Below are 18,748 nucleotides of genomic sequence, written 5' to 3' on the forward strand. Positions count from 1 at the left end.
CTATGGTATTTATTATTGCCATATCAATCACATTGGCATACCTATTTTTAATAGGTGTGTTGGTTTATGGGTTTGTAAAGGTTCCTAAATTTAAATTGGATGATGCACCTCCAAAAACAGCATTTTCCATTATCGTTCCTTTTAGAAATGAAGAAAATAATTTACCGCAACTTTTAAAATCGATTAAAGATTTAGACTATCCTGCAGATTTGTATGAGATTATTTTAATTGATGATAGCTCGGAAGATCATTCTGTTAGAATCATTAAAACCTTTATTGAAAACGGCTTAAAGCATGTAACGATTTTAAAGAATAAAGTGAAAAGCACATCACCTAAAAAAGATGCTATTTCCAAAGCAATAAAAAACGCCAAATATGATTGGGTTATTACCACGGATGCGGATTGCCGGGTTCCAAAACTTTGGTTAAAAAGCTTTGATGGTATTATTCAAAAAAACAATTTGCGCTTAATTGCCGCGCCTGTAAATTACTATGATATTGCGTCGTTTTTAGACCGTTTTCAAACATTGGATTTGTTAAGTTTAATGGGCACGACCATTGGCGGGTTTGGAATTAAAGAACCTTTTCTAGCCAATGGTGCCAATTTAGCCTACCAAAAAGCGCTATTTTCCGAGTTATCCGGTTTTGAAGGCGCTACAGAAATAGCCAGTGGTGATGACGTTTTTTTACTACAAAAAGCAGTTAAATATAATTCGGATGATGTTTTTTATTTAAAATCCATTGATGCCACAGTAGAAACAAAACCGCAAAGAAACTGGAACCAATTAGTGTCCCAACGATTAAGATGGGCTGCCAAATCCACCAGCTATAAAAGCTTTTTTGCTATTCTAACTGGTATTATTGTTTTGCTCATGAATTTGCTCATTATTATTTTAATTCCGATAATTTCTTTTGGCATTTTAAGTTTGAATGATTTTATATACATCGTACTTATCAAGTTCTGTGTCGATTTTCTACTTATCTTTAAAACCAGCCGCTTTTTAAATCAAGAGTCTGTTTTGCCATCCTTTTTGGTATCCAGTCTCTTTTATCCATTTTTCACCATGTATATTATTTCCATATCATTTTATAAAGGTTATACGTGGAAAGGCCGAACCTTCAAGAAATAAAAAAGATAATATCCCAGTTATCATTTAATTTTTTTAGCTTTACAAGTAACCAAATTTGTAATAAAACATGAAAAAGCATTTCCTTTTATTGGGGTTTTTAGCGCTTGGCTTTTTAGGTTTCTCTCAACAATCCTACACCATTAATAATGAAACATTAGAATTGGAGACAGCTGTTGAAGGCAATCTAGATTTACTTTGGACTATTGATGATGGCACTTACCGCTATTTTGTGAAAGAAAAAAATGGCAACATTCAAGAATTAGTAAATACCAAAAATGCCAATACTCGAAAATATCAAGAGGAATACAAATCGGTTTTAAATGCGCTTACAGAAGGTTATGGCGTTCCAACAGACCAGGTGAATTTAACCCTTTATAGCTTGGAAGATTTTTTCAACACCTATAATGCCACAACCGATTTAAGCTATAATTTTGAGCCTCGTGCTAAACTTCAAACACGTTTAGGTCTTTTTGGAGGGATTACCAATCAGCCATTAGTAGAAAATCCAAACAATGCTAGTGTGCCGTTTTTTGGATTGGAATTCGAATTTTTTGAAGCTACCAAGTTACCAAGACATGCACTCTTTTTTCATTTCAGACATGCTTTGGAAGCTGATGACTTTGAATACACCTCTACACAAATTGCCATTGGATATCGCTATCGCGTAATTAATAAAGATCGATTTAATGTGTATGGAAATTTAAAACTGGTAACTTATGATTTTGGAAACGCGACATACACGTCCAGTCTCCCTGGAGTTGGCGATTATGATGAATCGTTTTCCAATATTGATGTGCCTTTTATTCTTGGCCTTGGCGCCGATTTTCGGGTTACGGAAAATGGATATATCACCTTTGCATATCATGATATTTATGCGCTTTTTAGTGATAATAGCGATAACTTCCCTATTGATTTTGCCTTGGGCTTTAAGATGAATTTATAGTGCGTTTAAACCAAACATCCAATCCGGCTTTCTCCAACTATTTTTGGGATGATGATTATACATCTTCTAAAAAAATGACGGTTTCTGGCATCCTTATTAAATCCTTTTTCTGTATTACTATTGTTGCTGGAATCACCGTGTCTATTTGGTATTACTACAGCAACGGAAACAACATAAAATGGTTTACCACAGGCGGCATGATTGCTGCTATTATTATCAGTTTAATAATTTCTTATAGGCAACATTGGGCTAAATTTTTAGTACCACTTTATGCGATTGCCAAAGGCTTTTTCCTAGGAGGTATTACCAGTTATGCACAAGCGCAATTCCCTAATTTACCGTTCCAAGCAATTGGTGTAACTATTATCACGTTTTTCGTTGTGTTAATACTCTATCAAACACGCATTATTGTGGTCACTAAAAAACTGCGAAGTGTTATTATTACCGCTTGTTCTGCCATTTTTGTAACCTATCTTATTTCATGGATATTGAGTTTCTTTGGAATAAAAAGTTTCCTTTGGGGAACATCATGGCTTGCTATTGGGTTTAACGCAGTAGCTGCCGTTTTTGCATCATTAGCGTTGCTATTGGATTTCGATTATATAGAACGCCATAAAAATAAAGCGCCAAAAGAAAAAGAATGGCTAGCAACTTGGGGATTATTGGTGACGTTAATTTGGCTGTATGCAGAAATATTACGACTCATGCGAAAACTCGCAATTCGATTTTAGTGCTGTTTAATTCGGAATTTAAACAGTGACAATCAATCACTTTTATTTTTTTGAATTTGAAAGATAAAATACCGTTTCGCCTGCCTTCCTGCCTAGACACAGAACCAAACCTATCATTGTTTATAAAAATTAAAATTTGAACATTTAAAGACTCTTACCAAATTTCAAACCTAATTAACTTGAATAATCACAGGCAAGGTAAACGCCGTTTTAACTTGCTGACTGCGTCTGATTGCTGGATATATTTTTGGTAATGAATCTACACTTTTATGCAGTAATTCTTTAATATTTGGTATTTCCTGAAGCGTAATTGAATCGGCTTTAATGGTAATAAGTGATAGCATTCCATCTTTCGAAATTTCAAAATTCATGTAAACCGTATCATTAATATCTTGCTTAACAATAAGCGTGTCCTGTTGTAGTTTTTGAGTGATAATTTCGGTTAAGGTATTTTGGAAGCAATTTTTCTTGTCTTCTTGGGTGCCGTTTTCATCACAACTCTCAAACATGGGATATTCGTCCACCTCATTCCAATTAAAAGTTAACAGTTCATTTTCCAAAATAACGTCTGACGATGTTTTTTTAGCATCGAAATAATTACAGGAAGTAACCACCAAACACAATAGAATAAAATATAGCTGTTTCATAGGCTGTTATGAGCCCGAAAAATACAATATTTTTAGATTTTATACCATATCTTATTTGGAATGATATTAATCGGTTTTCATAAATTTTTCTTGTTTCAATTCACTTAATCTACTTTTTGCTTTAAATAAAAATGGATTTTCAGGATATTTTGCCATGAAATCTTCATATAACTTAATTTTGGTATCGACATCTTTATAATAATCATCCTTGGTATAAACCAGATAAAAAGCGGCATATATATTGTTCGGGTTTTCTTTTAATGCACGCTTAAAAGATTGAATGGCTGCCTGATGATTTTTCCGGTGATTTTGAATGGTTCCTAATGTCATGAACTCCTTATCCATTGGCACATCTACCAATTCTATAGCTTTACTGATATAGAATTCCGCCTGTTCATAATTGCTCATCCGTGTAAATAATTGACCTAGAATGAACAGGTTTTCAGAATTTCTAGGCTCTTTAGCAACCGCTAATTTTTGCTGTTGGATGGCCTTTTCAACTTCTGAAAATTGAGAGTAACAATAGCTTAATTTTTCATGAACAAATTGGGAGTCTTCACCTAAACTTAATAGTTTTTCAAACCATATTGAAGCCGTTTTGTAGTCTTTTTTCCAATAGAAATTTTGGGCTTTTAGACTCATGAGTTCTGCGTTATTGGCGTATGATTTTAAACCGATACCTGTATAGTAATCTACGGAATCGAACTCACGTTTTTGCAAGTGTCGTTTTGCTAATTTAAAGATGGCTTTTTGGTGACCATTATCTAAAAGAAAACTTGTTTTAAATTCGTTATGTGCTGATGAATCTCTTAATTGTTCGTAAACCAAACCCAACTCATAATGGTAATTTGGATTGAGGGAATCTGTTGCAATTAGTTGTTTAAAAGTAGCTGCGGCCGTTTGATAATTTTTAGTTTTAGAAAGTAATTTGGCATAATCATATTTTACCAAGGCATCGTTTGGAAAAGCGTTAATACTGCTTTCTAAATGCTGTAAAGCTTTATCGTAATTCCCGATTGCTTGATAGGATTTGGCCAACTTATAAGCTACTTCATCTAACGTGTTATAAGATTTATAAGCTTTAATAGCTTCAGAATAATTACCATGAATGTACAAACTATCTGCAATGTTTAAAACCGAAGTTTGAGCTTCGGTTTTAAAACATACTAGAATACTAATTAGCGCAAAAAATCTAATCATTTATTTTAAACTTTATAGGTAGGTAGTACGGAACCGTTACTTTTTTACCTTGATGCTCACCTGGAATTAAATCTGGCAACATATTTAAAACACGTTTGACTTCCACTTCTAATTCTGGATGAGGCGCTCTGGCTTTAATGTTTACAATTTCACCCAACTCATTAATTTTAAAAAAGGCTCTAATTTGAACAACACCAGTTAAATTTAAGCTTTTGGCTAATTCCGTATTAAAATTTTTGGCAACAAACGTATTCAGCTTTTTACTCATGCATAGCTTGTTTTCTTCATTAGAAACCCCACGTTCACACCCTTCAAAAATAGGAACTTGGTCTATAACAGTAAAAGGAACTTCGGAACTATCTTTATAGGACGTTATTTCTGTCACCTCAATAATATCAGTATTTGGGTTAGCACCATCATTTTGAAAGGATTTAACCATAAGAACACGTAAGGCTTCCTTTTCAGATTCTGATAAATCCCCTTTCGCTTCAATAGAATTTTTCAGCATGTCTATTTGGTCTTGAATGGATAACTCTTGTTCCACTACCTCAACAACTTTTGGTTGGGTGGCTTCTTCAGAACATGATGAATATACCAACATTCCTAAAACCATAGGAATTAATAAAGCGTACTTGATTAATTGTACTTGTTTTGATTTTGTTTTTTGTAACATAATAATTCGTTTTTTGATTAATGATTGTTTGAAAAATGGATTGATGAATGATACCTGATTCGTATCGAAAATTTGCGCTAATAGGTTTTCATAATATTGTTTTTTGTTGTGTTTCACGGCTTGTGAATCCGCAATAAATTCATGTAAATCTGCCATGCGATTTTGGTACATGTACACAAAAGGATTGAACCAAAACACAATGCGTAGCATCTCAAAAAAAAGCAAATCCCAAGTGTGTTTTTGTTTAACGTGAACCAACTCATGCTTTACTATTTGCTGACGATCGGTATCTTTAATGTTTTCACCTAAAAACACATAATTAAAAAACGAAAATGCTAACGTACTCTTCAACATGCGCACAAAACAAATAGCGCCTTCCCGTTGCTTCGGGTTTTGATAAATAAGTTTTACAATTTTAAACAAGCGCATACTGAAAAATGAAACGGCTAGCGCACTTCCAATTACTAAAACCAATGAGAAATACCATAAAAAAGAGTGCGACGTATTACTACCACTAATGACAACTTCTTCTAAAAAAATAGTATTGGTGGTTTGAGATAATATGTGCGGTAAACTAACCACAAAATCGTTTGGAACAGCTTCTTTAAAACCAGCCACTTTTACAAATGGCAACAAAATGGAGAGAACAGCTGTAAGCAATAAATAGGCTCGATTCCAATTAAAAAATGTTTCTTTCTTTAAAAACACATCATAAATGAGCAAGAAAAATAACTGAAACGCAATGACTTGAATGATGTAATGTATCATGATTTTTCGTCTTTATGAATCTCCTTTAAAACAGATTCTAATTCCTGTAAACTGATATCATTTTTTTTCATAAAAAAGGACACCATACTTTTAAAAGAGCCTTGAAAATAATTATCTACTAAAGAGTTTATGCTTTGATTACTATAATCCTGCTTTTTCACTAAAGGGTAATATACATGCCCTTTTCCCTGCTTTTCATAATCTACAAAACCTTTACTTTCCAAAATGCGCACAATGGTTGAAACTGTATTATATGCTGGTTTTGGCATAGGCAATTCGGCAATAATTTGTTTTACTGCGGCTTTTTCTAGTTCCCACAATACGTGCATTATTTCTTCTTCGGCTTTGGTTAATTGCTTTTTTTGGATCATGATTTTTATTGTAAAATATTATTTATTAAACCGCTTATAAATTTTGAATCTAAACATGTACTGAAATTCAAGTTATGGTACAAATTTCACACATTTATAATGGTAAAACTCACTTGAACCGGCAAGCGTATTCAACTCGCATAATTGGTTTAACTAATCTTTTAGTTTTACAAATATAACTAAATATTTAGTTTAAACTAATTTTATAGTTAATAAGTTGTAACATTCTTTACCTATCTTCGTCTAACAAGAAAAATATATGGACATATTATTAGTTGTATTAGGCTTTATTTTTATGCTGGTAGGCATAGCAGGAAGTTTTTTACCCATTTTGCCGGGACCGCCATTAAGTTGGATTGGCTTACTCCTCCTTTATTTAACCAAGGCCATCCCAAATGATTGGTGGTTTTTAGGAGTTACATTAGCCGTAGCATTAATTGTTTTTGCCTTAGATTATATTATTCCTGCCATGGGAACCAAGCGTTTTGGTGGTAGTAAAAAGGGAGTTATTGGTACTACTTTAGGGCTTGTTGTTGCTATTTTTTTTCCTGTTTTTGGGCCATTTGGCATTATTATTTGGCCTTTTCTAGGCGCATTTATAGGCGAAATGATTAATAAAGCAGATTCCAAAATAGCCGTAAAAGCCGCATTTGGTTCCTTTTTAGGATTTTTAGCAGGAACCTTTATCAAATTTATTATAGCTATAGTTTATTTAGGCTTCTTTCTGTGGACGGTATGGGATTATAAAGCTATAATCTTTTCATTTTAAAATGAAGAAACCTCATGGCTTCCAATTTAAAAAATGAAAAACCACGAGGTTAGTGTAAATGCTATTAATTCAACAAATTTATTTTATGAGGGATTAATTTGTCGTTGATATTCAAATGTAACTATAACAAATAACTTCTTGTTGCGGGAAAACCACAACCCCTTTACGGGAAAACCGTAATTGTTAGCTATAGCAAGGGCTGTAATATGAAAAATAAATGAAAAAATGTGCTTTTTTAACACAACCCGGAACTAAACACTAAATAAAACCTGCGTTTTTAGCCACAGATAATAAGTTTTCATCACTACCATCAGTGACATCAAAAATAATTTTCAGGTTTTTTTTACGCTTTTCTATCGCACTTAAGGATATATCAAAATGATCTTTTAAGCTTTTTGTTCGAGTGCCTTGCGAGAGTAAATACAGTATTTTTCTGTCTATATCATCCAATTTAATATCGTTTGTAATTGTTTTTCGGATGGTGGTACTAACTGTAGAACTGTAAAAGGGAGGTTTATAAAGTACTTTCTGAAATGCACTGGCTAGCTCTCGTGAAGTTAAATCGCTTTTTATTAAAAAGCCTTCGGGATCAATATCCTTTATAATATTATGTATTCGGTAAGGTTCATTAAACATGGTAAGCATAATGATTTTGCTGTTCGGCATCATACGTCTAGCATATTTTGCTAAATCCTCACCAGATGTAAACTCGCCATCTTTAGATGGTGGCAAACTTATATCCATAAATAAAATATGATAAGGCATTTCCTTATCTATTGCTTGCTGCATAAAATTGACAGATTCGTCGCAGTTATTAGCAATATCAATTTTTAGCGTTTGATTTTCTTTCTTAGTCGCAAGTAATGTGTTTTGATAGCCTTCAATAATAATTGGGTGATCGTCTGTCATTAAAATACGAATAGTCTCTTCCATTTTAGTTATAAGTTTAGGTTAGATTGGGATTTTAATTGTAATTGTTGTGCCATTATCTTTTTCCGAAACAATATCCAATTCACCATTAAATTCTGAAACGCGTGAATTCATATTTTTTAAACCAATACCTTTCTTCGCTTTTTGCGAATCAAAGCCAGACCCATCATCAGCAATTTGCAACCAAATTACATTTTTTTTCATATTAAAACTAATATCTACACGATTGGCATTGGCATGTTTAAAGATATTTTGAAGCGACTCCTGTAACATTCGATAAATATGAATTTTGGTTTTATTGGAAATATCTTCCCAAGAAATGTCCGTATCACTAAATAGTGAATAGGATAATTTATGTGCTTTGGTCTGTGCCGCTATTAGGGTTTCAATAATATCAGGATAACCAGATTTGGATATAAAATCGGTATTTAATTCATGTGAAACGTCACGGATATCTTGTTCAATTGTTTTTAATTCTTGGATATAGTTTTCCCGCGTTTGAATAGCCTCCTCTGTAGAAATCATATTCAAACTATCTAGGCTTAATCGGGTTCCAAAAAGGCGTCCTAGAATACCATCATGTAAATCTTGAGAGATACGCTTTTTCTCATTGGTTCGTGCTTCATCCACTTTATCCTGTTGTGAAAGCATGAGGTTATAAATTTCCTCATTGGCTTCCTGTTGCTGCTGCACAAGCCTTAACTCCTTGTTTTTAGCGCGTTGGGTAACAATTATATATACTAACACAAATGTAATTAATAAACCCGCAGACAATATCATGAGCCATAAGCGTTCTCGAGAAATTTGTTGATTTTCAAGTTCTACTTGCTCGGTTTCAAATTCTATGCGCGCAAATTTATTACGAATAGCCCGTTCTTTGTTTACTAAACTATCATTTAGATGAATGTATTCATTTAAATAGTTTACAGCTTGTTCCGGGCTTTCAATTTTTGATTTGAGCAATAAGGCATTTAAAGTAACATCGTTTATTAATGATTCTTTTCCTCGAGTATAGGCAATATTTGCATAATTTAAAGCGGTGTCCAAAATGCCTTCATCTAAATAAAATTCAGAAATATTTAAAGCTACCGACATACGACTTAACTCGCTATTCAGACTATCACTAATGCGGTACGCTTCATGCAACATCCTTTTAATCTCTGAAGAATTAGAAGCAGCATTTTTATGTTTTAAGAGTGCATAATCCCCCAAAATAAGCGCATAATTTGCAGGCTCTTGCTGTAAGACATTTTCATTTTCAAACAACTCTTCATAAATAGCCAAACTTTTATCAAACTGATTGAGCTCTTTATATATAAGGGCTATATTACTTTTAGAGTATAATGTATAGAGAAAATTATCTTTAATTTTATCACTAAAGGATAAAGCTTTGTTGTGGTATTCAATGGCTTTATCAAATTGCTTTAGTTCATCAGAGGCAATGGCAACTAGATTATATAAGCCCCATAAATTCCCTAAAACATACTCATTTTTAGGCATAGTTTGATATAAACGAATAGCTTTAAAGGCATTGCTTTCACACCCTACATAATCGCGCTCTTCAAACTGAATATTTGCCATAGAAGTTACAGCGCTAGCTTGATCTTTAACCATATTCAGTGCATCAAAATATTTAGAGGCATTGTAGTAATAGGTATACGAACTATCTGTTTGAAATTTTTCTGAATGGTACCAACCAAACACATTATTAATATAGGCTAAGGCCAATGTATCTTTAACTTTATTGGCAAGCTTGAGGTTTTCATGGTTTATGTGGTATAGCGAATCCAACTCAAACTGACGCAAATATAAAGTGGCTAATTGGCGTTTAGATTTTAAAATGGTTGTATCTCGACCTACTTTCTCTGAAAATACTATGGCTTTTTTTATAAAGCTAACACGCTGATCCAAGTCATAAGCATCATTATTGGATAATACGCGATAGTGGTTAACACTGTCTAAAAGTTTATTTTCAGAAACTTGTTGCGCATATAAAAATGAGCAAAAAAAGATGGCAAAAAAGAAAGGTGTTTTTTTTAAAAACATAATAGCGCTTCAAGTCTACTCAAATTTATAATTTTTTCTGACACCAATAGCCTCGTAACCCATATAAGTCTGTAATGAATATGGAAAACAAAGAAAACCCTCTATTTTAGAGGGTTTTATCAATATAATGTAGTTTTTTTTATCCGTTGCTTGGAAGTTCCTTTCCTTTTTTCACATGCCTTTTCGTTTGAAAAGCGTAGGTGAAATCTTCTTTTTGAGAAACTTGCTCCTCATTGGTTGGATTGGTTGTTTCTTTTTGAATTGTTAGACCTGTAAGTGTCATACAAAAAATAGCTGCTACTAAAGTAATTTTAAGGGTTTTCATGTTAGGGTATTTAGGGTTAAATTATTTACTATTAAATTTTAGTTAGTTTAAAAATCACTGTCGAGGGATGATGGATTAATAACCTTAAATTATGTTGCAACATAAAAATGCTACAAACTATAAAATGTAAACATGAGGGAAAAGACACATCGTGTCTCAAAAATGGAATAATTAACCTTAATAAGCTGAAAAAATCGATTTAGGGACTTATTTAAGGACTGTAAAAGTAATACAATATATTAAAAATAAAGTAAAAATACGATTAAACGTAATATTTTATCGACTAAAACCACATTTAGAGTCTTTTTCTTACAATAAATTGTTAATAAATATGGTAAAACTTCTTCAATTTGTAAGAAAAAACGTTTGCAATTCTTTATTTTATTATAAACTAAATTGTAACTAACTTGTAGCGTCAAATTAGCATATGAAATCACTTTACAATAGGTTTATTAGTTTTATAAACACCATTCAAGGTAAAATTGCCTTTTACCCAACGTTATTTAGCATATTTGGTTTTAGCTTCGCTATGCTGATGCTCTTTTTAGAAAAGGAAGGTATTTCAGCTTATATAATCGAGCACATACCGCAATTAGTTATAAATAATGCGGATACCGCTAAAACACTTTTAAGTTTTTTAACAGGCGGCATTATATCTATAATGGTTTTTAGTTTTTCCATGGTAATGGTTTTATTGAACCAAGCTTCTAGTAATTTCTCACCACGTGTTTTACCCGGCTTAATATCCAATAGAAACCACCAATATGTATTAGGCATTTATTTAGCCACCATTTTATACAACACCTTCACTTTGGTTGGCATTAATCCTTTGGAAAATGACAAATATCAATTACCAGGATTTTCCGTGCTTATTGGTATTATTCTAACGGTAGTGTGTTTAGGTAGTTTTCTATATTTTATACATTCGATATCTCAATCTATTCAGGTTAATAATATTTTAGATGGCATTTACAAAAAAGCTAAATCCCGATTAGAATACCTATTAGAAAAAGAGTCTGAAACAGCACCGTCATTTCCTGACGCATCGGAATGGATCTCTTATTTTAGTTCCGAAACGGGTTATTTTCAAAATATTGCTATTCCAAATTTGGAAGATATTTGCAAAGAAGAATCTATTCAATTAAAAATCTTGCCAATCCAAGGCGTTTTTGTTTTGAAAGGCGTTCCAATTATACAAGTAAGTAAAGATATAGATGACGCATTAGTAAAAGACATATTATCAAATTTCAATTTTGCGAAAGGTGAATTTGTAGAAGATAATTATGCACTGGCTTTTAAGCAAATTACAGAAATTGGCATGAAAGCAATGTCTCCAGGCATTAACGATCCAGGGACAGCCATTAGCACCATTGATTATCTAACAGAATTATTTGCTTTACGTCTTAAAAAAAATGACAAGACCATCATTACATCTGATAACGAATCACTTATAGACGTAACAACCACTAATTTTAAAGAGTTAATATATCAAGTTATGGTGTCTTACCGCACCTATTGCAAGCATGATATGACGTGTATTCAGAAGCTATTTATCATGTTTAAATATTTATTACTACAAGAAGCACATTTGCCAAAATATCACGATGCGCTTTTAGCAGAGGCAAAATTATTATATGAAGATACGCAGGAAAGTATCACTAATACTGAAGATTTGAAACGGATTGAGAAATTGTATACAGGGTTGCCCAAGGTCAAGTAATCCAAATATTATAAATCCACAAACCACCCAAAAACAAAAAGCATCCCAATTTTCTGTAAAGAAAAAAGGAACGCTTTTTCATCAAAATAACTAACCAAAAACCAAATTGGGTAGTTCACTAATTTATTTCAAGCTATTAATCGAAATAAAATGAATTATATATAAAAAATTTATACCATAGTTTTTTTTTAGAATTATCTCAAAAAAGTTTAGTTCACAATTAAATTATAGGATGTAATTAGTAGCTGTTCACTCCCAGAAGATATTTTCTGAACAAATATTTCAATATAATCGTCTTTAACAACATCTACAGTACCAATTACAGTTACCGATTGTCGTGAATTTGTCTGTATCACATCTACAATAGCTTCCGTTCCCGTTACTCTAGAACCATTTTTATATATTGAAAATGCTAATCTAGTTCCTGAAGTTGCTGTCAGAGATGCAGTTCCAAAAATGTTCAAAGGCCTTCTTGTCTCTCCCTTATACGTAATTCGATTGCCACCCGCACCTTCAGCGGTTCTGAAAAGTCTTATAGATTTCGTGTTTACAGGTAATTTAAAAGGGGTTGTGTTAGTAACATTAACTACATTGGAAGGATTTGCTTCATCATAATATAAATTTCCCGTCGCCACATCATCATTTTCACGAGGAATACCAGGTGCACTCACCGTCCAAGCATTAGAGAAATTATATCCAAGATAGGTTTGTGCAGGAGCATACCCTTTAACATATCCTGAAGGTGCGCTTGTTGTACCTGTAAAAACAGTAGCTTGCAAAACACCTGTTCCTACTGCAAGCCCTGTAGTACTGACATCCAAAGCCACAGCTGAACCACTTACCGTGCTGAAACCACTTACTTTTTCTATTAAACCAAAGGTTCCTGTAAATTTTTCAAACGTTCCGGAATTACTTCCAAACCAAGCTTGATTATTTAGCAATAAATTACCGATGTTAGAATAGGTAATTCCATTTGCGTTATTTAAAAATTGAACAATATTACCAAAGAATAGACCTAACCCATCAATACTTCCAACATTTGTCATGCCATCTATTATGCTATTTTGAACTAAAAGTGAAGAAGCAGTTGCTATTCCTGGACCTGTTATTTCAAAAGCTTTAGAACCTTTAATTGTAACATTTCTAATACTACCTCCTGTACTCCCTTTAAATACAGTCCCTCCAGCATATGACAAGACATCCTCACTAGCATCTATACCAGCAACGTAGGCATTTTGTAAATCAATAGAAGCCGCTAATAATATTGTTCCATTTATTTCATAGAAGGTATTACTGGCTAATTTGTAAGAAGAACCACCTCCTGCGGCAAGTTCAGCACTTAAATCTGCTACAGTTTTAATTAACTTGTAATTATTCCGTTTTACGGAAGCATCATTAGCTAATTTTACCCAGGTAGTAGTAGCTGTATTATAGAAATAAAATGCTTTTTCGTCTGTATCAAACACCAATAAGCTTTCAGCTGGTGTTGCAATTGCATCGCGCTCTAATGTCGTCATGCGTGGCGCTAACAATCCTTTAGAAGTAGATTGAACATCTAGCATAGCCGAATCATCGGGCATGAGCGTTCCGATTCCTACCTGGGAAAAACCAGTGGTTGTTAATAAAAAGAGAGCCATTAGGCCAAATGCGTTTAAAAGTAGTTTTTTAGTTTTCATAATTAGTATTTTAAGATTTTAGTAGATTTTTGGGCATTATTTGTTTTGAGTACAACCATGTAAACACCAGTACTTTCATTAAAAGGAATTAGTACTTTATTCTGGTTGGTAAGATTTTTGGTAACAGATAAAATATGCTGTCCAAGTATGTTATAAATTTCGACACCTGTAATTTCTATATTGTTCGGGTTTGACACCACTATTTGATTTTGACCATTGTAAAAAACAAGCGTTTTATCTAATTCAACCTCTGGCGTACTCAAGGTTTCTGCTGGCTGAAATACAATGGAAAATCTATCTGAATAAAAACCAGCAGGCAAATTAATTTCAAAATCGGCTTCCGTTAAATTATAGGTTGTGTCTAACACATTATCTTTTAAATAAATGGTTTCTTCAAAGTTTTCAACATCATCTAACATCAAGTGATGAGATCCCGTTTCAGAAATAACCAATCCTATTGGAAATTCCAGGAATTCTGAAAAACCATCAACACCCTGAATAGCATATCGTTTGGTTTCATCCTCTTCAATAATAAAAAACATATCATCATCTCTAGACATCATTTGAATAGCATCATAACCAGGATTATAATTTAAATCAGCTGACGAATCTGGCATAAACCCTAATAAAAGTTGGCGATGAAAACCTTCAGGATCTTCATAACCAATGCGAATATATTTATCATTAACATTTAGTCTTGCCTCTTCCAACTTAAAAAATCGTTGAGAATTATTAAAAATAATATCACCACTTCCAATAGATTTTATAAAAAATCCTTTACCAACAGGCACGTATTGTGATGGTATACCTACTGTTCCAGATGTACCAATTCCTGAAATTAACGGTGATGGTATAGAAGGTATAGATCCACCTGTTTTATTTCGTATTGAATAACCTCCCAAATAATCAGATAATATATGAGATGTTGAGCCACCATCTACCCAAAAGTAAAGCGCCTCTAAAACACCATCATTATCCGTAATAAATTTTGTGGCATCTAAAGCGGAAGGATATGGGTTTCCTAATAGAATTTCTTGACCTACTGTAATAGGAAAGGTATAATCTCCATTATTGGGTGCACCGTAAAACACATAGTTTTGTTCTGGACCTGAAGCATTTGCTCCTTTCATGGTATAGCCTTCACCTGGATTGAGTATACTTCCACTATTTAATCGAATCCATTCTGAATAAGCACCGCTTTCACGTGCATACTTATACAACCAACGGCTACTTATGCTTAATGCGGTTGTTACGTTTCCAGATCCATCAACACTGGACGGCAAACCTTCTCTGTCAGTAGTAAAACCAATTTGCGTTGGATTAAACGGATTTAAACTTGAATCCGTACCATCAAACTTGCCACCCATAAAAGAAAAAGTACCACCATTATTTACTGGTGAAGACCAATAATCATATTGAAAAGGCGACACAGTTCCTTGTTGATCTAAGATAAGTTTCCCAGAATTAATTGTATTAGCATCTACTCCGGAGTGCTCTTGAACAAGTTGTGCCTCACCTGTTAGTCTTAAGTCGCCACTTTTTAAATTCAAGGCATTGGTTACTTGCAATAAGAAGTCGTCTGCAACGGTAACCCCCTTTAATCCTTCGGGTGTGATGTCAATTTCCAGATTATAAAAATGGGCATTCGCTGCGCTTCCGGATAAATTTAAAAAATTGTTGGATGCGCTTTTAAAATAGGTTGTTCCAGCTGTGGCACTGGTTGCTCCATGATTAATGAAGCTATTATTCAAATACAAATTACCATTGGAAACATGATTTCCAGCAACCGTATTGGTGTATTCCTCTTCAAAATACACATTGCTATTCGTGCTTATTTTAAGCACTCCTGTATTTACTATTTGTGCATTTGCAAAAAAGCAAGCACAAAGTAAAACACAGAACATAATTGTAGGTTTTAAGTTCATTGTTTATAGTTTAGATTTGGGTTAGATAAAATACTAAATTATTTTTTTAAAAGGTTCATTTGGTTCTATATTTTCTGATTTATTTAATACGTTTTTTAGTTTATTGACCGTCAGCGGCTTGGTAATATAACCCGCACAATAAGGTTCATTTCGCGCTTTATTAATGTCCATAGAACACATGGAAGATGACACCATATATACTTTTATTGCTCGTGTATTGATAAAGTTTAAAAGTTTAAACTCATTAAAAAAATTAAACCCATTCATTTCCGGCATATTTATATCTAACAAAATGACATCTGGAATAGCTACAGATTTAATATTGGTATTTAATTCCAACAGCTTAAAAAAACTAATTGCTGAAATAGCATTATTAAAAACCCGCGTTTTTATATTTGGGTTGTATTTTTCAATAATTCTTTGATTAACAAATAGATCTATCTTGTTATCATCGATCAACATTACATTTTCAATCATTGTTTTTGCTCCCTTCTTTTAAATTTGGTAATTGCACCCTAAATGTGGTGCCTTTATTTATTATACTTTTAACCTCTACACTGCCATTAAAATCTTCTACAATACGCTTAACAATGTAAAGCCCTAGGCCTGTTCCTTCAGAATTATCACTATTTGCTTTAAAATAAAGATCAAATACTTTATCAATATCATCTTCACGAATTCCTATACCATTGTCAGAAACTAAAATACTTATATCATCATCACTACTTATAATATTTATATGTGTGGTAGGCGTCAGTTTATTCGTTTTAGATTTGGCAAAACAAATGGTATTGTGGATTAGGTTTTGAAGTATAGAATCTATTAATTCCTGATTGAAATAAAAGTCAGTTTCCTGCTGAATATCCACATGAAAAGTGATATTATCAAAATTCTTTATACCTTTTAAGGCCACAAGTGCAGTATTAATTTTCTTTTCAAAATCTATAATTGTATTGTCTCTGCGTTTTTCTGAAATAATAGACGCAAAAGCCAAATCGTCCAACAAAAAGCGTCCTTTTTCTAACGTTTCGTCCAACATATCAATTAACAATCTGGTTCTGCTGTTAAGCTTTTCCTCCTTTAAGAGGTGAAGTAATCCTTCCGCGGATGTTAATGGCGCTTTTAAGTCGTGCGCAGAACGGTATAAAAACAGCTCCAAATCTTTGGTTGTTTGTTTTAATTTCTCCTCTAATTTTTTGCGTTTAGAAATATCAAGCATGATTGCACAATAAAATTTATCCTTGCCATTTTGCCAATTACTCATAGCAAACTCCACCGGAAACTCGTCACCATTTTTTCGTAAACCCAGCATTTCTATATTATCACCATAGGAATCATTATCCAGTTTATCTTTTGCTTTAAGCAATTCCTTAACACCTGTGTCCACCTGTTTTTTAGAAATTAATACGGTTAATGGTTTACCTATAATTTCAGAGCTAGTATATCCAAATGCCAATTCAGCGCCTTTATTCCATTCTATAATATTTCCTACTCCATTGGCTACAACTAAAATACCCACATTTATGGATTGAAATATGTTGCTGTACTTGGTTTCAATAGCTTTTAGTTGAATGGATGCTTTATTGTTATTTTTATGTTTTTTGGTTTTTATAGTGGCATACATTATTTCATCCTCCAAATTAAAAATAGGTTTTAACTTCGAAATAAAAAAAGTTTGTCTGCCTTTTAATGACAAACCCATGGACTGGTATTTACATACCTTGCCTTGATTAAACACCTTATTTACTTGTTTCTTTACATAATTATGATTGGCAGGGTTTACAAAATCATAAATATTTGAACCAATAATACTGTCGTACGCATTATGCATAACACTTTTAGATGTATTTATAATCTTTCCAAACTTATCTATATATAAAACATCTTGGGTGAAATTTTCAATAAGCTTTTGTTCATTACAATGAACAGGGTTTTTATTTATACCCTTGCAATAGTAATTGCTAACATCACTGCTTATAGTTACGTATTTTATTATCGCACCGCTTTCATTCTTTATAGGTTCAATAGTAGTATCTAGCCAAAAAACCATATTATTTTCTCTTTTATGAGATAAAACGCCTCGCCATATTTCACCAGCCAAAAAGGCTTCAGATTGCATTGGTAATTTTAATAAGTGGTTTATTTGACCAACAGCTGTTTCTTTAGAAACATTCATCACTTTAGAAAAATTGTCATTACAATACACCAACTTCCCACAAGCATCCGAAACAGAAATTATTAGATGGCTATCTAGAGACTCCAACAAAGCCTCTACCTGAATGATGGAATTTAAGTTTGTTATTGCTTTATACATCAAACTTATTTTTAGATTCCATACAAAACGCTAACGCTGATTCCGTTTCACCAAAAATTTGAACATGTGCATCTTGAGCAAATAGCCTTTTATAAGACCCAATAAGCAGTTTACTATGCAATGTGTCCACTACAAAAGCTTGTGTGATAATATGCCTTTTTAAAATGGGACTTTCGGCAAAAAACTTGGCTGCTTTAGGAGAAAAATTACCAATGAAATTACGAATATCAATAAGTAAAGGCATTGCTTTACCATCCGTTAATTTTTGGATTTTCATTAAATAGGCTTCTGATGCTTCAATGGTCAGATAACAATCTGATTGTTTAAACGTACAGAACAAAATTTCGTTTTCAATCCAAAATTTAACTTTCTCGGAATGATTTAGTTTTGACGTACTCATAGGTTTGCATTATTTAGGGCATTATGCAAATTATGTATGCCAATATGCATGCCAAACAAATAATAGCCTTGCAATAAACCGCTAAACAACTGGAAGTGAGATGGTAGAAAAATACGAGACAAAAAGGACTCTATTTGAAGGCCACGGCTAACCGAGATAAATGTTCGATAAACGGGAGTT

Annotated in this window: 17 protein-coding genes; 5 read left to right on the forward strand and 12 right to left on the reverse strand. The window is 32.9% G+C overall.

Annotated elements, in window-relative coordinates; all coding sequences use genetic code 11:
• Nucleotides 1-2: 2 nt before the first annotated feature.
• The 3 genes from ACFPH8_RS00895 to ACFPH8_RS00905 all read left to right on the forward strand — a co-directional run bounded on the left by ACFPH8_RS00895 (nucleotide 3) and on the right by ACFPH8_RS00905 (nucleotide 2,804).
• Nucleotides 3-1,130, forward strand: a complete 1,128-nt coding sequence (locus tag ACFPH8_RS00895; protein WP_376858088.1) for a glycosyltransferase — start codon at nucleotides 3-5, stop codon at nucleotides 1,128-1,130.
• 67 nt (nucleotides 1,131-1,197) lie between these two features.
• Entirely contained in the window at nucleotides 1,198-2,073 is an 876-nt protein-coding gene (locus ACFPH8_RS00900; RefSeq protein ID WP_376858089.1) for a hypothetical protein, read from the forward strand.
• Nucleotides 2,073-2,804: a Bax inhibitor-1/YccA family protein gene (locus ACFPH8_RS00905; RefSeq protein ID WP_376858090.1), complete on the forward strand. Its 732-nt coding sequence runs from the start codon at nucleotides 2,073-2,075 to the stop codon at nucleotides 2,802-2,804. Before ACFPH8_RS00900 ends, ACFPH8_RS00905 begins: the two co-directional genes overlap by 1 nt.
• A gap of 170 nt (nucleotides 2,805-2,974) precedes the next feature.
• Here the strand turns inward: ACFPH8_RS00905 and ACFPH8_RS00910 are convergent, their stop codons facing one another.
• The 4 genes from ACFPH8_RS00910 to ACFPH8_RS00925 form a co-directional block, all read right to left on the reverse strand.
• Nucleotides 2,975-3,451, reverse strand: coding sequence for a hypothetical protein (locus tag ACFPH8_RS00910; RefSeq protein ID WP_376858091.1), 477 nt, complete (start codon nucleotides 3,449-3,451; stop codon nucleotides 2,975-2,977).
• A gap of 66 nt (nucleotides 3,452-3,517) precedes the next feature.
• Nucleotides 3,518-4,651, reverse strand: a complete 1,134-nt coding sequence (locus tag ACFPH8_RS00915) for a tetratricopeptide repeat protein (protein ID WP_376858092.1) — start codon at nucleotides 4,649-4,651, stop codon at nucleotides 3,518-3,520.
• Nucleotides 4,644-6,092 (reverse strand): M56 family metallopeptidase, encoded by a 1,449-nt coding sequence (locus ACFPH8_RS00920; protein ID WP_376858093.1) that lies wholly within the window; start codon nucleotides 6,090-6,092, stop codon nucleotides 4,644-4,646. The genes ACFPH8_RS00915 and ACFPH8_RS00920 overlap by 8 nt, the downstream gene beginning before the upstream one ends.
• On the reverse strand, nucleotides 6,089-6,463 hold the full coding sequence (locus ACFPH8_RS00925) for a BlaI/MecI/CopY family transcriptional regulator (protein ID WP_376858094.1): 375 nt from the start codon (nucleotides 6,461-6,463) through the stop codon (nucleotides 6,089-6,091). Before ACFPH8_RS00925 ends, ACFPH8_RS00920 begins: the two co-directional genes overlap by 4 nt.
• A gap of 259 nt (nucleotides 6,464-6,722) precedes the next feature.
• On the opposite strand from ACFPH8_RS00925, the gene ACFPH8_RS00930 reads away from it, so the two are divergent.
• Entirely contained in the window at nucleotides 6,723-7,232 is a 510-nt protein-coding gene (locus ACFPH8_RS00930; RefSeq protein WP_376858095.1) for a DUF456 domain-containing protein, read from the forward strand.
• 258 nt (nucleotides 7,233-7,490) lie between these two features.
• Here the strand turns inward: ACFPH8_RS00930 and ACFPH8_RS00935 are convergent, their stop codons facing one another.
• From ACFPH8_RS00935 to ACFPH8_RS00945, 3 genes are all read right to left on the reverse strand, one after another.
• The gene (locus ACFPH8_RS00935; RefSeq protein ID WP_376858096.1) at nucleotides 7,491-8,165 is read right to left on the reverse strand and encodes a response regulator transcription factor; all 675 of its coding nucleotides are present in this window, start codon (nucleotides 8,163-8,165) and stop codon (nucleotides 7,491-7,493) included.
• Nucleotides 8,166-8,183: 18 nt separating this feature from the next.
• On the reverse strand, nucleotides 8,184-10,208 hold the full coding sequence (locus ACFPH8_RS00940; RefSeq protein ID WP_376858097.1) for a tetratricopeptide repeat-containing sensor histidine kinase: 2,025 nt from the start codon (nucleotides 10,206-10,208) through the stop codon (nucleotides 8,184-8,186).
• 139 nt (nucleotides 10,209-10,347) lie between these two features.
• Entirely contained in the window at nucleotides 10,348-10,533 is a 186-nt protein-coding gene (locus ACFPH8_RS00945) for a hypothetical protein (protein ID WP_248396166.1), read from the reverse strand.
• 427 nt (nucleotides 10,534-10,960) lie between these two features.
• On the opposite strand from ACFPH8_RS00945, the gene ACFPH8_RS00950 reads away from it, so the two are divergent.
• On the forward strand, nucleotides 10,961-12,253 hold the full coding sequence (locus tag ACFPH8_RS00950; protein ID WP_376858098.1) for a DUF2254 domain-containing protein: 1,293 nt from the start codon (nucleotides 10,961-10,963) through the stop codon (nucleotides 12,251-12,253).
• 209 nt (nucleotides 12,254-12,462) lie between these two features.
• On the opposite strand, the gene ACFPH8_RS00955 is transcribed toward ACFPH8_RS00950, so the two are convergent.
• Genes ACFPH8_RS00955 through ACFPH8_RS00975 form a run of 5 tightly spaced genes read right to left on the reverse strand, consistent with a single transcriptional unit; the run spans nucleotide 12,463 to nucleotide 18,568 of the window.
• Nucleotides 12,463-13,929: a hypothetical protein gene (locus ACFPH8_RS00955; protein WP_066250670.1), complete on the reverse strand. Its 1,467-nt coding sequence runs from the start codon at nucleotides 13,927-13,929 to the stop codon at nucleotides 12,463-12,465.
• 2 nt (nucleotides 13,930-13,931) lie between these two features.
• The gene (locus ACFPH8_RS00960; protein ID WP_376858099.1) at nucleotides 13,932-15,854 is read right to left on the reverse strand and encodes a T9SS sorting signal type C domain-containing protein; all 1,923 of its coding nucleotides are present in this window, start codon (nucleotides 15,852-15,854) and stop codon (nucleotides 13,932-13,934) included.
• Nucleotides 15,855-15,887: 33 nt separating this feature from the next.
• Nucleotides 15,888-16,331 carry a response regulator gene (locus ACFPH8_RS00965; protein WP_376858100.1) on the reverse strand — a complete coding sequence of 148 codons (444 nt, stop codon included), beginning with the start codon at nucleotides 16,329-16,331 and terminating at the stop codon, nucleotides 15,888-15,890.
• Nucleotides 16,324-18,168, reverse strand: a complete 1,845-nt coding sequence (locus ACFPH8_RS00970) for a PAS domain-containing protein (protein WP_376858101.1) — start codon at nucleotides 18,166-18,168, stop codon at nucleotides 16,324-16,326. Before ACFPH8_RS00970 ends, ACFPH8_RS00965 begins: the two co-directional genes overlap by 8 nt.
• Nucleotides 18,161-18,568: a DUF7793 family protein gene (locus ACFPH8_RS00975; protein WP_376858102.1), complete on the reverse strand. Its 408-nt coding sequence runs from the start codon at nucleotides 18,566-18,568 to the stop codon at nucleotides 18,161-18,163. The genes ACFPH8_RS00970 and ACFPH8_RS00975 overlap by 8 nt, the downstream gene beginning before the upstream one ends.
• Nucleotides 18,569-18,748: the final 180 nt, after the last annotated feature.

This window comes from Bizionia hallyeonensis (assembly GCF_042657385.1).
Lineage (GTDB): Bacteria > Bacteroidota > Bacteroidia > Flavobacteriales > Flavobacteriaceae > Algorimicrobium > Algorimicrobium hallyeonense.

What these genes read in the sequence shown, in the direction of transcription:
- ACFPH8_RS00895 (WP_376858088.1), top strand. Translation starts at nt 3, where the DNA reads ATGGTATTTATTATTGCCATATCAATCACATTGGCATACCTATTTTTA.
- ACFPH8_RS00900 (WP_376858089.1), top strand. Translation starts at nt 1,198, where the DNA reads ATGAAAAAGCATTTCCTTTTATTGGGGTTTTTAGCGCTTGGCTTTTTA.
- ACFPH8_RS00910 (WP_376858091.1), bottom strand. Translation starts at nt 3,451, where the DNA reads ATGAAACAGCTATATTTTATTCTATTGTGTTTGGTGGTTACTTCCTGT.
- ACFPH8_RS00915 (WP_376858092.1), bottom strand. Translation starts at nt 4,651, where the DNA reads ATGATTAGATTTTTTGCGCTAATTAGTATTCTAGTATGTTTTAAAACC.
- ACFPH8_RS00920 (WP_376858093.1), bottom strand. Translation starts at nt 6,092, where the DNA reads ATGATACATTACATCATTCAAGTCATTGCGTTTCAGTTATTTTTCTTG.
- ACFPH8_RS00925 (WP_376858094.1), bottom strand. Translation starts at nt 6,463, where the DNA reads ATGATCCAAAAAAAGCAATTAACCAAAGCCGAAGAAGAAATAATGCAC.
- ACFPH8_RS00930 (WP_376858095.1), top strand. Translation starts at nt 6,723, where the DNA reads ATGGACATATTATTAGTTGTATTAGGCTTTATTTTTATGCTGGTAGGC.
- ACFPH8_RS00935 (WP_376858096.1), bottom strand. Translation starts at nt 8,165, where the DNA reads ATGGAAGAGACTATTCGTATTTTAATGACAGACGATCACCCAATTATT.
- ACFPH8_RS00940 (WP_376858097.1), bottom strand. Translation starts at nt 10,208, where the DNA reads ATGTTTTTAAAAAAAACACCTTTCTTTTTTGCCATCTTTTTTTGCTCA.
- ACFPH8_RS00945 (WP_248396166.1), bottom strand. Translation starts at nt 10,533, where the DNA reads ATGAAAACCCTTAAAATTACTTTAGTAGCAGCTATTTTTTGTATGACA.
- ACFPH8_RS00950 (WP_376858098.1), top strand. Translation starts at nt 10,961, where the DNA reads ATGAAATCACTTTACAATAGGTTTATTAGTTTTATAAACACCATTCAA.
- ACFPH8_RS00955 (WP_066250670.1), bottom strand. Translation starts at nt 13,929, where the DNA reads ATGAAAACTAAAAAACTACTTTTAAACGCATTTGGCCTAATGGCTCTC.
- ACFPH8_RS00960 (WP_376858099.1), bottom strand. Translation starts at nt 15,854, where the DNA reads ATGAACTTAAAACCTACAATTATGTTCTGTGTTTTACTTTGTGCTTGC.
- ACFPH8_RS00965 (WP_376858100.1), bottom strand. Translation starts at nt 16,331, where the DNA reads ATGATTGAAAATGTAATGTTGATCGATGATAACAAGATAGATCTATTT.
- ACFPH8_RS00970 (WP_376858101.1), bottom strand. Translation starts at nt 18,168, where the DNA reads ATGTATAAAGCAATAACAAACTTAAATTCCATCATTCAGGTAGAGGCT.
- ACFPH8_RS00975 (WP_376858102.1), bottom strand. Translation starts at nt 18,568, where the DNA reads ATGAGTACGTCAAAACTAAATCATTCCGAGAAAGTTAAATTTTGGATT.